General features: G+C 60.0%; 16 protein-coding genes and 1 pseudogene. 11 read left to right on the top strand and 6 right to left on the bottom strand.

Translation table 11 applies throughout. The features are described 5' to 3' along the window. Nucleotides 1-5 precede the first annotated feature (5 nt). On the bottom strand, nt 6-1,235 hold the full coding sequence (locus HMJ29_RS06380; protein ID WP_171590693.1) for a molybdopterin molybdotransferase MoeA: 1,230 nt from the start codon (nt 1,233-1,235) through the stop codon (nt 6-8). 216 nt (nt 1,236-1,451) lie between these two features. On the opposite strand from HMJ29_RS06380, the gene moaC reads away from it, so the two are divergent. Continuing rightward, nucleotides 1,452-1,940 (top strand): cyclic pyranopterin monophosphate synthase MoaC, encoded by a 489-nt coding sequence (gene moaC / locus HMJ29_RS06385; RefSeq protein WP_171590694.1) that lies wholly within the window; start codon nt 1,452-1,454, stop codon nt 1,938-1,940. After that, nucleotides 1,930-3,162, top strand: coding sequence for an NTP transferase domain-containing protein (locus tag HMJ29_RS06390; protein WP_171590695.1), 1,233 nt, complete (start codon nt 1,930-1,932; stop codon nt 3,160-3,162). The genes moaC and HMJ29_RS06390 overlap by 11 nt, the downstream gene beginning before the upstream one ends. Nucleotides 3,163-3,295: 133 nt before the next feature. On the opposite strand, the pseudogene HMJ29_RS06395 reads toward HMJ29_RS06390, so the two are convergent. Next, nucleotides 3,296-3,657, bottom strand: a pseudogene (locus tag HMJ29_RS06395) (molybdenum cofactor biosynthesis protein MoaE). 162 nt (nt 3,658-3,819) lie between these two features. Then, nucleotides 3,820-4,062, bottom strand: coding sequence for a molybdopterin converting factor subunit 1 (gene moaD, locus HMJ29_RS06400; RefSeq protein ID WP_171590696.1), 243 nt, complete (start codon nt 4,060-4,062; stop codon nt 3,820-3,822). A 243-nt stretch (nt 4,063-4,305) separates the two neighbouring features. On the opposite strand from moaD, the gene moaA reads away from it, so the two are divergent. The 6 genes from moaA (at nt 4,306) to HMJ29_RS06430 (ending at nt 9,379) form a co-directional block, all read left to right on the top strand. After that, nucleotides 4,306-5,313: a GTP 3',8-cyclase MoaA gene (gene moaA, locus HMJ29_RS06405; protein WP_171590697.1), complete on the top strand. Its 1,008-nt coding sequence runs from the start codon at nt 4,306-4,308 to the stop codon at nt 5,311-5,313. Nucleotides 5,314-5,388: 75 nt separating this feature from the next. Beyond that, nucleotides 5,389-5,979, top strand: coding sequence for an RNA polymerase sigma factor (locus HMJ29_RS06410; RefSeq protein ID WP_171590698.1), 591 nt, complete (start codon nt 5,389-5,391; stop codon nt 5,977-5,979). 3 nt (nt 5,980-5,982) lie between these two features. Next, nucleotides 5,983-6,279 (top strand): hypothetical protein, encoded by a 297-nt coding sequence (locus tag HMJ29_RS06415; RefSeq protein WP_171590699.1) that lies wholly within the window; start codon nt 5,983-5,985, stop codon nt 6,277-6,279. 99 nt (nt 6,280-6,378) lie between these two features. After that, a complete protein-coding gene (locus tag HMJ29_RS06420) occupies nt 6,379-7,074 on the top strand; it encodes a ClpP family protease (RefSeq protein WP_171590700.1) in 696 nt (231 codons plus the stop codon). 257 nt (nt 7,075-7,331) lie between these two features. Next, nucleotides 7,332-8,126, top strand: coding sequence for an alpha/beta hydrolase (locus HMJ29_RS06425; protein WP_171590701.1), 795 nt, complete (start codon nt 7,332-7,334; stop codon nt 8,124-8,126). Between the two features lie 62 nt (nt 8,127-8,188). After that, the gene (locus HMJ29_RS06430) at nt 8,189-9,379 is read left to right on the top strand and encodes a glycoside hydrolase family 88 protein (protein WP_171590702.1); all 1,191 of its coding nucleotides are present in this window, start codon (nt 8,189-8,191) and stop codon (nt 9,377-9,379) included. A 196-nt stretch (nt 9,380-9,575) separates the two neighbouring features. Here the strand turns inward: HMJ29_RS06430 and HMJ29_RS06435 are convergent, their stop codons facing one another. Continuing rightward, nucleotides 9,576-9,875 carry a hypothetical protein gene (locus HMJ29_RS06435; RefSeq protein WP_171590703.1) on the bottom strand — a complete coding sequence of 100 codons (300 nt, stop codon included), beginning with the start codon at nt 9,873-9,875 and terminating at the stop codon, nt 9,576-9,578. Between the two features lie 91 nt (nt 9,876-9,966). Here HMJ29_RS06435 and HMJ29_RS20610 point away from each other — a divergent pair, with 91 nt between their 5' ends. Then, on the top strand, nt 9,967-10,092 hold the full coding sequence (locus HMJ29_RS20610; protein WP_301339259.1) for a hypothetical protein: 126 nt from the start codon (nt 9,967-9,969) through the stop codon (nt 10,090-10,092). Nucleotides 10,093-10,179: 87 nt separating this feature from the next. After that, nucleotides 10,180-11,001 (top strand): DUF2490 domain-containing protein, encoded by an 822-nt coding sequence (locus HMJ29_RS06440; RefSeq protein ID WP_171590704.1) that lies wholly within the window; start codon nt 10,180-10,182, stop codon nt 10,999-11,001. 31 nt (nt 11,002-11,032) lie between these two features. Here the strand turns inward: HMJ29_RS06440 and HMJ29_RS06445 are convergent, their stop codons facing one another. Next, nucleotides 11,033-12,196 (bottom strand): putative sulfate/molybdate transporter, encoded by a 1,164-nt coding sequence (locus tag HMJ29_RS06445; protein ID WP_171590705.1) that lies wholly within the window; start codon nt 12,194-12,196, stop codon nt 11,033-11,035. Between the two features lie 224 nt (nt 12,197-12,420). Further along, on the bottom strand, nt 12,421-13,518 hold the full coding sequence (gene moeB / locus HMJ29_RS06450) for a molybdopterin-synthase adenylyltransferase MoeB (RefSeq protein WP_171590706.1): 1,098 nt from the start codon (nt 13,516-13,518) through the stop codon (nt 12,421-12,423). A 129-nt stretch (nt 13,519-13,647) separates the two neighbouring features. Here moeB and fdhD point away from each other — a divergent pair, with 129 nt between their 5' ends. Next, a complete protein-coding gene (fdhD, locus tag HMJ29_RS06455) occupies nt 13,648-14,544 on the top strand; it encodes a formate dehydrogenase accessory sulfurtransferase FdhD (protein WP_171590707.1) in 897 nt (298 codons plus the stop codon). The last annotated feature ends 23 nt before the right edge of the window (nt 14,545-14,567 follow it).

Below are 14,567 nucleotides of genomic sequence, written 5' to 3' on the forward strand. Positions count from 1 at the left end.
CCTGCTTACCGAAACCGCCACGCCGGCAGCACAGTACCCACCGGGAACAACTCCTGCTCAGGCGGTAGCTCCAGAAATGCCTGGCTGGGCAGCAGGCTGGCCTGGTCGCCGGAGCCACCAGCCCGCTCGGGGTAGGCTAGCAGACGGCCGTCGGGGGCATGCTCCAGGCTCACGAGCAGGAAATGTGTGAGCCTGGGCTTGAACTGTACCTCCTGGGCCAGCACCGCCGGTACCGGGCCGCCCAGGCCGGTGGTATCAGCTGCTATGGGTTGCTGCACGGCCAGCAGCCAGGGGCGGGCGTAGCGGTAGAAGTTCACGAAGGTAGAAACCGGATTGCCGGGCAGCGCAAATACCACGGCCCCGCCGGGTTGCTGCCCAAACCAGAAGGGCTTGCCGGGGCGCTGCTGCACCTCATGAAATAGTTGCTCCACGCCCAGCTCCCGCAGTATTTCGGGCAGAAAATCGGCCTTGCCCTTTGACACGCCCCCGCTAAGCAACACGGCATCGTAGTCGGCTAGTAAGGCAGGCAGGCCTTGGCGCAGGGCGGCGGGGTCATCGTTGAAGTGGAAGCCCGCAGTTTCGGCACCGGCTTGTTGGGCGGCGGCTTGCAGCATCAGGCCATTGGAGCGCCGTATCTGGTGGGGCTCAGGCTGCTGGGTAATGGGCACCAGCTCGTCGCCGGTGCTAACCACGGCCACCCGGGGCCGGCGCGTAACGGCCACGGTGGCGGCGCCCACGGTAGCCCCTACGGCCAGCTCGGCGGGGCCCAGCACGGTGCCAGCGGGGAGCAGCAGGTCGCCCTGGCGGCGGTCGGCGGCTTGGGCGTGCACATTGTGGCCGGCGCGTGGGGCACCCACTTGCACCTGAGCTAGGCGGCGCCCGGCTTCATCAGTGCGAATGAGTAGGTCTTCGTAGCGGATAACGGTGTCGGCTCCGGCGGGCAGGGAGGCGCCGGTCATGATTTCTACGGCGGCGTACGGGTTCTGGAGTGGCCTAGGGGGCTGGCCGGCAAACTGGGTATGCTCAATCAGAAACTCTGTTTGGCCTTCAGCCAGCGCGGCGTAGCGGAGGGCAATGCCGTCCATGGCCACACGGTTGAAAGGCGGAAAATCCCGGTCGGCATACAGCGGCTCCCGCAGCACCCGCCCAAGGGCTAGGGGTAGAGAAAGGTACTCGGGCGGCAACGGACGGATGGTAGCAGCAACTAAGCGGGTGGCTTCTTCGACGGAGAGCATGGCAGGGGAAAGGACGGTATAGAGACGCAGCCGGGCAGTGTAGTGTTGCGGAAGCTGCTGTTCTGAGAGTGGCGGAGGAGTGGCCTAGGAGTTAACTCAAATTCCTCGCCTCACTCAGAATGACAATCTTAGCGGTTGCGAAAGCAAAGTACTGGCCTAGCCGGTTTGTTCTACGTTCGCAACGCCCAAACGCAAAGTTGCGTCTTTACCGCTACCATGTCTGATTCTCCTAAATTAACTCACCTCAACGCCGCCGGCCAACCGGCCATGGTTGATGTGGGCGCCAAAGTTCCTACCCGCCGTGTGGCCCGTGCCCGCAGCCGCGTTGTCCTCGGCGCCGAGATTGTGGCGTTGGTCCGCGAAGGCGACCTGCCCACCCGCAAAGGCCCCGTGTTCCAGACGGCTATTCTGGCCGGCATTATGGGCGCTAAGCGCACCTCGGAGCTGATTCCGCTGTGCCACCCCCTCGGCCTAGACGACTGTCAGGTGCGCGTTGACTTAGATGGCCCCGATGCCGTGGTAATTGAGTGCACTGCTACCGTAACGGGTAAAACCGGCGTGGAAATGGAAGCGCTGACCGGTGCTTCAGTGGCGGCCCTCACCATCTACGACATGTGCAAAGCCCTGTCCCACAACATTGTCATTCAGGAAACGCGCCTGCTGGAGAAAACCGGCGGCAAGCAAGATTTTCATCATGTCGGATAACCAAGCTTCCACCGGAGCAGCCCCACGCACCAAGCATGCCCAGCTTGCTCGCCCTAACCTGGGCGAGTTCGGCCGCCAGGAGCTGGCCATTCTGGGAGCACCCTGTGGCAAAATAAAGGACTTGGCGGCTCGCCTTCTGCCCCTGCTCTCGCCTGAGTTGCGCGTGACCTACGTCGACGCCGACCATGCCGCCGGCGACGACGCGGCCCAGGGCGGCAGTGGCGGCCAGGATGCTATTCTGCAGGCCGGCGCCGCGGCGGAGCTGACCGACAAAATCACGTTTGCACGGCTGGATGTGAAGCGTGGGTTGGATAAGTTCAGTCAGCAGGAGTGGCTGCAGCACCAGAGCCTGGTGCTGGTGAATGGCAACCACTTTCGGGCCCAGCAGCAGCTTGTAATTCTGGACCCCACCAAGCCGGTGGAGAAAAAGCTGGACCGCCTCACCAACGTGCGCGCCCTGCTCCTGCCCGAAGGCGTAACAGAAATACCGGCCTACCTGCGGGCTCACCTGAGTGCTAGTGAGGTACCAGTGCTCCCGCTGCACGACGCCCAAGCCATTGCCCACCTCATTCTGCAGGAATGGCACGCGGCAGCCCCCCCCCTGCGGGGCCTGGTGCTGGCCGGTGGCCGCAGCCAGCGCATGGGCCGAGATAAAGGCAAGCTCACCTACCACGCCGGGCAGGAGCAGCGTGCCCGCGCCGCCGAGCTGCTGGCCGAGTTCTGCCAGGACGTGCACGTGTCCTGCCGCCCCGACCAGGTAGTGGAACTGGAAATTGCCGGCCTGCGCCCCCTGCCCGATACCTTCTCCGACCTTGGCCCTTTGAGCGGCATTCTCTCCGCCTTCCGCCTTGACCCCAACGCGGCCTGGCTGGTAGTGGCCTGTGACCTGCCCTTTCTCTCTCAGACTACGCTGGGCCACCTGGTAACACAGCGCCAGCCCGCCCGCATGGCCACCGCCTTTCAGAGCCCCGAAAATGAGTGGCCGGAGCCCCTCATTACCATTTGGGAGCCCAGCAGCTACGGCACGCTCCTGCGCTTCCTCAGCCTCGGCTACTCCTGCCCCCGTAAGTCCCTCATCAACTCCGACATTGAGCTGCTCGCCACGCCCGCACCCCAGGAGCTGCGCAACGTGAATACCCCGGAGGAGTTTGAGGAGGCTAAGCGGGATTTGGCCTCCCCCTTGACCTCATCTCCTCGGGGAAAGGGGCAGCCTGACAATTAACTGCTTAGCTCATATGTATACAAGCAAACGAGCCGCTGCTGTTTGGGGCGGCTCGTTTGCTTTCGGTCGTTTGGCTCCCCCTCTCCCGGGGGTAATGCACATCAAGCATTTGCAAGGAGCCGGAGGGGTGGGGTTACGGATGGGCGGCTACCCACACGTCGCCATCTTCATAAAACTCCTTCTTCCAGATGGTTACCACTTGCTTTAAGGTGTCGATGATGTACTGGCAAGCGGCGAAGCTCTCGGCGCGGTGGGGCGTAGATACGGCCACGATAACGGCTACGTCGCCGATGTTGAGGGTGCCTTTGCGGTGGATGACGGTTACTTTCCGCAGCATAGGCCACTGCTGCTGCGCTTGCTCGGCTACTTTGCGCAATTGGTGCAGGGCCATGCTGTCGTAGGCCTCGTACTCCAGGCGCACCACGGGCGGCCGGTGCTTTTGTTGCGCACCGTGCCAATGAACGTGTTGATAGCGCCGGCGCCATCGTCCTCCACGGTTTGCAGAGCGGCGTGTACGTCAATGGGCTGAGCGGTTAGGTCGATGGTAATCAAGAGAGGGAACGAGGTAATAAGGTGATGAAGTGATAAGCAAAGAACCAGCGGGGTAAGTAGCCTTGCCCCTGTTCATTACTTATTCTTACTGGCTTATTGCCCAACCTAGCCACCGCTTACGGGCGGGATGAGGGCAATTTCGTCGCGCTCATGCAAGGGAGCATCTTCGGCGGCGTACTCGTTATTAACGGCTACGGCCAGGCTGGAGAGGCGGTTCAGGGCCGGGTACTCCTGCTGCAAACGCGCCAGCAGCTCCTGCACCGACTGGCCTTCGGGAGCTGCCAGTTCCAGCGTCGGCTGGCCTACGATTTCTCGGGCAATGCCGAACAAAGCAATTTTCAGGTTCATATACTCTTAGGTTACGCTGTTTTAACGCCGATTAGCCGGATATTACACGGCAGCGGGCGTGAAAGGTAAACTACTGCACCGGGTTGGTTGTTACCAGGCACGCCCCGCAGCTTCGGAACATCTTCCTGCCCCAAATTTGCGTACAGGCCCAAGTACGCAGATTCCCGGTTTTAGTGCGACGATTATTCTTTAATAATCGTTTATTCTGAGGTATCTGCGCCCCTTCTGCGTAATTCGCAACCTATGTCTGCTCCTGTACCGTCCGTTTTGTTTGATAATCATGGCCGCCCGCTGGAATACCTGCGCCTGGCCGTCACGGACCGCTGCAACCTGCGCTGCTTCTACTGCATGCCCGAAGAAGGCATCAAGTACATGCCCAAGCATGAGCTGCTGACCTACGAGGAAATGGAGCGCCTGGTAGCCATTATGGCGGGCCTGGGCGTGCGCAAAGTGCGCCTGACCGGTGGAGAGCCTTTCGTGCGCCGCGACCTGGTACCCTTCATGAGCCGCTTATCTGAAATTCCGGGTATTGAGGAGCTAACCATGACCACCAACGGTGTGCTTACAGCTCCTCACGTACCGGAGCTGGCCCGCATGGGCGTGAAAGCGGTAAACCTGAGCCTCGATACCATGGACCGGGCCCGCTTCGCCAGCATTACGCGCCGCGATGAGCTGCCGCGGGTGATGGAGACGTTCTACGCCCTGCTGGCGGCTGGCATTCGGGTGAAGATTAACGCCGTAGTGATGGATGGCCAGAACACCCAGGACATACTACCCCTGGCAGAGCTCACCCGCGACTTGCCCGTTGATGTGCGCTTTATAGAGGAAATGCCCTTCAACGGGGGCAGCCACGCCGCCACGCTGCCCTGGAACCACGTGCGCATTCGGGAACACCTGGAGCTCAACCTGGGCACACTCCTACCCGTGGTTTCTCGCCCCGGTGATACGGCCTCTCACTACACTATAGCCGGCCATCAGGGGCGGGTGGGCATTATTGCGGCTTACTCGCGCACCTTCTGCGGCACCTGCAACCGCATCCGCCTTACGGCTGAGGGGGGGCTCAAAACCTGCCTTTACGACCAAGGCGTGCTGGATATTCGGGCGCTACTCCGCGGTGGTTCCTCTGATCAAGAAATAGCGCTGGCTCTCACTTCCGCCTTCCGCAACCGCGCTGCTAATGGCTTTGAGGCGGAGCAGCAGCGGCCCTTGCACCAGCTCAGTTTCGAGTCGATGAGCACGATTGGGGGGTAGGCTAGCCTATTTCTTTTTGCGAGCCAAGGTGATAGTTGGGAGAAACGCTGATTAATACGCAGAATAGCACCTCCTATGACTGCATCCGCCTCACTTCTGTCCGCACCGATAGCCACTGCCTCCCTGCGGGATGAGCTGCTGGCCAACCGCACCAGTACCCTCACCCGCCTCTACCAGCGGACCTTCCCGATGGTGCGCCGCCATGTGGTGGAGCGTGGCGGCACTACCCAAGATGCCAAAGATGTCTTTCAGGATGCGTTGGTGGTGTTTTATGAGAAAACGGTAAACGGCCACCTGGTCCTGACCTGCTCACCCAGCACGTACCTCGTAGGCGTGTGCCGCCACCTGTGGCAGCAGGAACTCAGTCGCCGCCGCCGCCTGCCCCTCTCAGAGCTTGATGAGGCGCACGCGCAGCTTCCTGATACTGCGGTGGCTCCTGTTACCGAGCCCACGCCGGCTCTGGCGGTGCTGGAGTACGTGGCCAAGCTGAGCGAAAAGTGCCAGCGCATTCTGCTCTCGTTCTACTACTTCCAGCAACCTCTGGAGCAGATTGCGGCGGAGAATGATTACGGCAGCGTCCGCTCGGCTACGGTGCAGAAGTTCAAGTGCCTGGAGCGGCTGCGGAAAGCCGTGCGCCAGGCCGTGGCCTTCACTTCAGCTCACTAGGCTATGCGTCCGGAACTCGAACATCTAGAGCGCCTGGAGTATCATCTGCTAGGCCACCCCACCCCCGCTGAAACGGCGCTGTGGCAAGCCCAGCTACAACTTGACCCGGAGTTGGCCGCCGATGTAGAGCTGCAACAACACCTGTATCATGGCCTTCTTCTAGCAGGACGCCAACAGCTTCGGCAGGAGCTGGAGGAGATTCACGTCCAGCTTTACCGCCCCCGGCGCACCTGGCTGCGCCAGGCTGTAGCGCGCCTACACCAGGCTCTGCGGTGGCCTCTGCGGCCCGCTCACCGCTAACTCTCCCTTCTGATTCTACCAGCTTTGGGTGCTCCTGCTTGGGGTGCCCAGGCCTCTCCATACCCTCATTTTTAAGAGCTCACTTCTAAGTTCTAAGCTATGTTGATGACTCCCGAATTCCGAAAGTTCGCGGTGCACGGCCGCGGCCTGAATGGCCTCACCGTTGACCGTTACCTCCACCAGCTAGAGGGTGCCGCCTACCCTAACGTGACGGGCATGACCCGCTCCGTGATTGAGGAGAGGCCTACGCGCTTCGCAGAAATCGACGTGTTTTCGCGCCTGATCATGGACCGCATTATTTTCCTGGGGCAGGCCGTGGATGATAATATTGCCAACATCATCAACGCCCAATTGCTCTTCCTGGAGTCAGTAGACAACCGCAAGGACATTCTGCTGTACATCAACTCGCCCGGCGGCTCAGTATACGCGGGGCTGGGTATGTACGACACCATGCAGTACGTAAACCCCGACGTGGCCACCATTTGCACTGGCCTGGCCGCCAGCATGGGCGCGTTTCTGCTGTGCGGTGGGGCGCTGGGCAAACGCTCGGCGCTGCCCCATGCGCGCGTCATGATTCACCAGCCCAGCGGTGGGGTGCAGGGCCCATCGGCGGATATTGAAATTACGGCGCGTGAGGTGGTGAAGCTGCGCCAGGAGCTCTACGGCATTTACGCCGAGCGCACCGGCAAGACCCCGCAGCAAATTCACGACGACTCCGACCGCGACTACTGGCTACGCGCCGACGAAGCCAAAGAGTACGGCCTCATCGATGAAGTTCTGGAGCGTAAGCCCTAAAAACGATGTAGAGGCGCGGCACCTCGCGGCCCCCGCGTGCTGATACTACAATGGTAACCTAACAGCTTGCACGTCATCCTGAGTATGCGAAGTACCTTCTTACGGCACGAGGCCACTTGTTCATGCGTGAGAAGATACTTCCTGCGTCAGGATGACGTGCTGTAGTAAGTTGTAACTACCTTGAACTGCTCATCTATAAAACCAGAGAAAGCTCTCACAATACCAATCCACCTTAAACCTCGTATTCTTGGGGCGCGATGAAAGCTCTCTTATGGATACTAGGCCTGGGGGCCGCCCTATATGTGGCCGTTTGCCTGCTGCTCTATTTCCAGCAGGAGCGGCTGTTGTTCTTCCCGAATAAGCTGGCCAAAGACTACCATTTCCGCTTCCCTGGCCGGTTTGAAGAGCGGTGGATTACAACCGCCGACGGCACCAAACTGCACGGCTTGCTTTTCCCCGCTGATTCATCTCGGGGCCTCGTCTTCTACCTGCATGGCAATGGCGGGGCGCTGGATAGCTGGGGCGACGTGGCTACCACCTATACCCGCCTCAGCTACGATGTATTCCTGCTCGATTACCGGGGCTACGGCAAAAGCGAGGGCCGCATCAGCAACCAGCAACAGCTCCTCGCCGATGCGGATACGGCATACGGGCAACTGCTGAAAGAGTACCCTGAAGAGCGTGTGGTGTTACTGGGTTACTCACTAGGGACTGGCCTAGCGGCGTGGCTGGCGGCGCATCATCAGCCCAAGCTACTGGTACTGCAAGCGCCTTATGCCAGTATGCGCGCCACAGCCCGGCAGCACTATCCCTGGGTGCCGGAACTAGTGGTGCGCTACCCCTTGGCCACCGACCAAGTGCTACCCCGCGTGAAGGCGCCCATCGTCATCTTCCACGGCGACCAGGATGAGGTAATCGACTACCACACCACTCTGAAACTAAAGGCGCTCCTAAAACCGCAGGATCAGTTTATCACCCTGCCCGGCGTAGGCCACAACGGCATGACGGAGAATCCAGCGTACCGGCAGATGATTAGGCAGTTATTGACTTAGACGGGCTAAGCGCCCAACAACTGACTTTCCAACCGTAGCAAATTTGCCGTAGCTTGTCGCCTATGCTCCGTCCCGTTTCCGTTCCGCGTCTGTTGGCAGCGCTCTGCCTTGCCCTATCCATAGCCCTGAGTGCGCACGCGCAGCAACGTAAGATTAATGTCAAGCAGGAGTTTGACCGGGCGGGGCAGCAGCTCACGCGGCTGCTCCAGACTCACCCCGACGTCACGAAGTTTCCTTACTCCAGCAAGCCCGACGGCTCCCTCAAGGATACGCCTTCGGAGTGGTGGACCAGCGGCTTTTTTGGCGGCACACTGTGGTACATGTTTGAGTATACGAAGCAGCCTCAATGGCAACAGGCCGCCGACCGCTGGACGATGGCCATGGCCCAGGAGCAGACCAACACCGGCACCCACGACCTGGGCTTTATGTTGTATTGCCCCTTCGGAAATGGCCTGCGCCTCACCCAAAACCCCGCTTACAAGCCCGTATTGCTTACCGGCGCCAAGTCATTGGCTACGCGATTTAACCCCGAAGTGGGCCTGATTAAGTCGTGGAATAACTTTCAGGGCTACAAGTACCCGGTCATCATTGATAACATGATGAACCTGGAGCTGCTATGCTGGGCCGCCCGCACTACCGGCGACTCTACCCTGCGCCGCCTCAGCATCACGCATGCCGACAACACCCTGCGTAACCACTTCCGGCCCGATGGCAGCACCTACCACGTAGTGTGCTACGATGAGCATGGCCAGGTACTGGCGAAGAAAACCGCCCAGGGTGCCGCCGATAACTCAGCGTGGGCGCGGGGTCAGGCCTGGGCTATCTACGGGTACACCACCATGTTCCGCGACACCAAGCTGGCGCGTTACCAGGAGCAGGCCCGCAAAACCGCCGACTTCTTCCTTAACCATCCCAACCTGCCCGCCGATAAGATTCCGTACTGGGATTTCAACGCCCCCAACATTCCGCAGGAAGAGCGCGATGCTTCTGCGGCGGCCATTGTGGCCTCGGCGCTGCTGGAGCTGCAGCAGTACTGCCCCGCCGCCGATGCCAAGCGCTACCGCAAAGCGGCTGAGCAGATGCTAGTGAGCCTAAGCAGCCCCACCTACCGGGCCGCCGTGGGTGAGAACAATAACTTCCTTATCAAGCACTGCGTGGCCCACAAACCGGCCAAAACCGAGGTGGATGCACCCCTCACCTACGCCGACTATTACTACCTGGAAGCCCTATTACGCTATAACCAGCTGAAATAAAGCCGCTTGACATTGGCCTACCAGGCCTGCCCAATGTGACCGAAGCTGCTACACTACCTTCGGCTGCCTGCGACTCGGGCGACGCTTCTCATAACAACACAAAGTACCTGTAGCAGTAGCCCCCCTCACACACCACCAAAGCACTGCTACCCTAGTGGCCTAGCCCGGTCTGTGTTGGTTTTGGTCTCTTACCGGGTTAGTTGCTATAGCTGGGCCGTACCGGCCCCGGAATTTTCCCTGTGCCAGCCAGAACAGGCACGGGCGCCTCGGTAGCGTTGGGTATCAGCTTGAGGGTGAGTGTGTGGCGGTCCTGGTCGGCGTAGAGCATGTGCAGCTCCAGCACCAGATACTGCGTAGTAACCGCCTGCACCAGCAGATAGAGTGCTTTTTCGTTGTCAGTGCGGGTGATTTTATCGGCGTAGCGGGTCCAGTGCGCTGCCTCCGGAGCGGCAGGCTTTTCTACTTGTGTGTTTAGAAAGCGGAAATCAAACAGCATACTTTCCCCGAGGCTATAGTACCCCTGAAAAGGCTGAGGACCTGCCTCTACCCGCACCGTTTTCCAAACCTGACAAAGTAAATTTTCTTCCATGTGCCGTTCATTTCCTAGGCCTATCCTGGAGGGCCGCAATTACCAACAGCGCCGGATTTTCCTTCGGGCCTACAAGGTAACCATCCAGCGGCAGTCAGCGGTACAACCAGCGCGCTTCCTTTAGTTGCTGATGCCTAACTACATGCCCGCTTTTGCTGTAGCTAGCCCTAACTTTTCTACTTTCGCTCTGCCAAACTCCTCCCCCTCCCATATGCTGCCCGCCAGACTTCGCACTTCCCTTTATCTGCTGGCTGCCGTTGGCGGAAGCAGCACCCAGCTGGCGCAGGCGCAAACCAATGCCACATATGACCCGCGCTGGGGCAGTTGGTTTATTGCAACGGTGCAGCTTCCGCCCGGGCAAAAAGGCTGGGGGGCATTTGCAGAAGTACAGGGTCGTGCAAACGCGGTAGCGCGCCAGTTTTTCTACTATGAGCTGAAAAGCGGCGTCACCTATAATCTGAGCAAAAGCTTTACCCTGATGGTGGCCGGAGGCCGCTACTCCACCTCCGACTACCGTGACCTGGATGACGGCCCACTAAACCGAGAAAACCGGCTCTGGGAGCAGCTCACACTTACCCAGAACCTGGCCCGCCTAAAGCTGGAGCACCGCTACCGGGTGGAGCAGCGCTGGTTTTCCTTTCGGGATGATATTAAACCCGCCGGCTCCTTCACCTACCGCAACCGCATCCGCTACCGGTTTAATGCGTTTTTGCCGCTCAACCAAACCACTATTACCGACAAAACCGTGTTTCTGTCAGTGTACGATGAGGTGTTTCTAAATCCGCGCGGGCCGGCGTTTGAGCGTAACCGGGTATATGCGGGCGTAGGCTATCAGTTTGATTCGCACTGGACGCTCCAGGCAGGCTGGGTAAACCAGGCGAATTACACGTCCGCAAACTTCCGCAACAACGTGTACACGCCCCAAACCACCCTCGACAAGAACAACCTGGTGCTGGCCCTTATGTACCGGATTAAGCGCACCAAAAGTGCGGTAGTACCTACTCCCGAGCGCCTTCCGTCTCAGCAAGATTAACCTGGCTTAGCTTCACAGGCCCAGGAGCGGCCTACTTCCCTAGGCCTACCCACCCGCGCTGCATGGCGTAGTACAAGCTAGTGCCTACTAACAGGCCCACCAGATAGCCGTATGGCAGCCCGCTGCACAGTAACCCCACCAGCAGGGCCAGCAGCAAATCGGAGCGGGAACCGCTGATGTCGCGCAGCAAGGTAGCCAGGGTCAGGGCCTCAAACAGGAGCAGTACGCCCAGCACCGGCAGCGGAAAGATGTGTACAATCTGCTGGAAACCCTGGCTGAAGAACAGGCCCAGCACCAGAAACAATAGCCCGTACAACACCACCGAGCCGCCCGTGCGCCCACCAAACGTATAGTGGCCTACCATACCGCCCGAGCCGTGGCACACCGGGAAGCCCCCCAGAAACGGGTTCACCAGGTTCATGAGGGCATAGGTAAAGCTGATTTTACGCACCGTGAGGGGCCGGTCGGGGAAGTAGTCATCCACTACCTGCTTGGTAGCCAGCACCGAGTTGCCGAGCGACAGCGGAATCTGGGGCAAAGCCAGCAACACCGCGCCCAGCAGAATATCGGCGCGGGCGGGCACGTGCCAGCTGGGCAGGTGCAGACCTACGGCGCGCTGGGCGTTAGCAAAGTCAAGCTTGAAAATGAGGCCGTAGGCCACTCCCAGCGCCAACACAACAAGAGCAGCGGGCCAGCGCCGGTTGCCCAGCAGCACCACCGTTACCAGAAAGCCGGCGGCGGCCAGCCCGTAGCCGGGTAGGCCATCGGCGGGTATATACTGTTTCAGGGCCAACGTGGCCAGCTGCAGGGCCAGACCAAACTGAATACCACGAATTACGGTTTTGGGCACCAACCGGGCCAGGCCATCAATCAGCCCCGTTACCGACAGCACCAGCATACTAACCCCCACGGCCAACCCGCCACCCCAAATCACGCGGCCCGGAATTTTCTGGGCAATGACCAGCGCGGCAAAGGCCTTCAGAGGCTGTACCGGCATGGGCATTCCATACCACAGCCCCGAAAACAGCTGCATCAGCCCAAACATGATCAGTACCCCGGCGCTATCCATGCCTGAAGCGGCAATTACCCCAATGAGCAAGGGCAGATCCGTGCCTAAATCCCCAAACGCCCCGGCCAGCTCATTGCGGTCAAAGCGAATTCTAGGGCGGTTAGGAGACGGAGCTGTGATGGGCATATGGTGAGCTTGTGGAGTGGTAAACTTGTGAATAATGCAGAACCATCATAATGAGCTTGCCGAAGCATTTCGCGTGCTGATGTGATGTAGTGACGCAACACTTTGCATATCCTAGTTGAAAGGCCGAAGTAGCACGACACTATGTAAACAACATCAGCAATACAAGACGCAAAATAGTGCGTCGCTACATCCTACTCAGCATAATGCGCGTAGCTGGTCAACCCTTACGCGTCAATGGCTTGTTCATCCCAGGCCAGGATGCCGCCGTCGAGGTTGAGCAGATTGGAGAAACCGTATTGCGTTTGCAGGCGCTCAATGGCCTCGGCACTGCGCCGGCCGGAGCGGCAGTATACTACTACCGGGTGGTGACGCGGCACGGCGCCCACCCCCTTGTCGAGATTACTCAGGGGCAGCAGGGTGGCGCCCGGAATGTGACCGGAAGCAAACTCGTCGGGCTCGCGCACATCCAGCAGAAACGGTGGGTGCTCAGATGCCAGCTGCACCTGCAGCTCCTGCGCCGACACGGCATTTACACCGGCACCGCAGAAGTCAGCGTAATCGTTCGGGTTGGCGTTGTCCAGGCCTATGGTGGCTTGATCGGGGCGGCAGGCGAACTTTAGCAGGCGCGTCTGGAAGGTCAGGGCATCAAACATCCAGAGCCGGCCCGACAGCACTTCGCCAATACCCAGAATCACCTTCAGCACTTCCGTAGCTTGGGCCGTACCCACCAAGCCTGGTAGTACGCCCAGCACGCCGGTGGCGTCGCAGTTGGGCGCTTCTTCGGCAGAAGGTGGCTGCGGGAACAGGCAGCGGTACGTAGGCCCCCCTTGGTAGTTGAACACCGAAACCTGCCCTTCAAACTTATAGATTGCCCCCGATACCAGCGTTTTTTTTAGCGTGACGCAGGCGTCGTTGAGCAGGTAGCGGGTGGGGAAGTTGTCGGTGCCATCCACTACCACATCGTAGGCCTCCAGCAGCTTGCGCACGTTGCCCAGGGTAGCGCGGCAGGTTTGCGCCTCCACCTGAATGTGCGGGTTGATGCGCCGGACGGCCCGGGCCGCGGCTTCGGCCTTGAGGTGGCCCAGGTCGGCGGGGCCGTACAGAATCTGGCGCTGCAGGTTGCTGGCCTCCACTTTATCGGCATCCACAATGCCGAGGTGGCCTACGCCGGCCGCCGCCAGATACTGCAGAATGGGGCAGCCCAGCCCTCCGGCACCTACCACGAGCACCCGGGCATTTTTCAGGCGAAGCTGGCCCTCCTCCCCAATTTCAGGGAGTTGCAGGTGTCGGCGGTAAATCTGGCGTTCTTCGGAAGTGAGCATGGGGAAGGGCAGGTGCACAAGTGGGGCGGCGCGCCGTACTATTAAATGTACGAACCGTTGGATTACGCCTTCAAACTTAGTTCTGGCCTATAAGGTTAAAGAGCTGCAGCCCTACCCTCTTTCTTTTTTATGTCAGCGCCAGTTTTTCTACCTCCCACCAGCTACGATTACGTGACCGTGCACAAAGTGCAGGGCCAGAACACCACCGAGGCCACTGATGTGCTGGCCGCCGAAGAACCCCTGGAAATCAGGGTGGGCTACGGGCCTAGCGGGCAGCGGGAACACCGCACCCTCTCCATTACCATGCGCACCCCGGGCCACGACTTTGAGTTGGCCGCCGGTTTTCTGCTCACTGAAGGAATTATCCGTAATCGGCAGGAGCTGCAAGGGGTGATTTACTGCCCTGACGTGGAGAAAGAAGAGGAGCGCGAAAATGTGGTGCGCGCGGAGCTGGCCCCCAGCGCCGCCGTAGACCTGCCCCGCCTGGAGCGCCATTTTTACACCAGTAGCAGTTGCGGCGTGTGCGGCAAAACCAGTATTGAGGCCGTGCACGCGGCGGCCTGTCCCGTGCTGCCCACCCAGGGCCCCTACGTGCACCCGGCCGTACTACATCAGTTGCCGGAGCGGCAGCGGGCGGCGCAGGCCTTGTTCGAGCAAACGGGTGGCCTACACGCGGCGGCGTTATTTTCGCCAGCGGGTGAGCTGCTGCTGCTGCGCGAAGACGTGGGCCGCCACAATGCCCTCGACAAAGTAATTGGGGCGGCGCTCCTGCAGGAAATGCTGCCCCTGCACAACGCGGTGCTGCTGGTGAGTGGGCGGGCATCGTTTGAGCTGGTGCAAAAGGCCGCCGTGGCGGGCATTCCGGTGCTGGCGGCCGTGGGCGCGCCCAGCTCCCTGGCTGTGGCCGCCGCAAAAAACTTCGGAATGACGCTCTGCGGCTTTGTGCGCCAGGGCCGCTACAATGTGTATTGCCACGAGTGGCGTATCTTTTCGGAAGCTGAAAAAAGTGATGCAGCAACAAAGTGAAAAGAAGGGAAGGTGGCCTAGCC

Source organism: Hymenobacter taeanensis, from assembly GCF_013137895.1.
Classification (GTDB): Bacteria; Bacteroidota; Bacteroidia; order Cytophagales; family Hymenobacteraceae; genus Hymenobacter; species Hymenobacter taeanensis.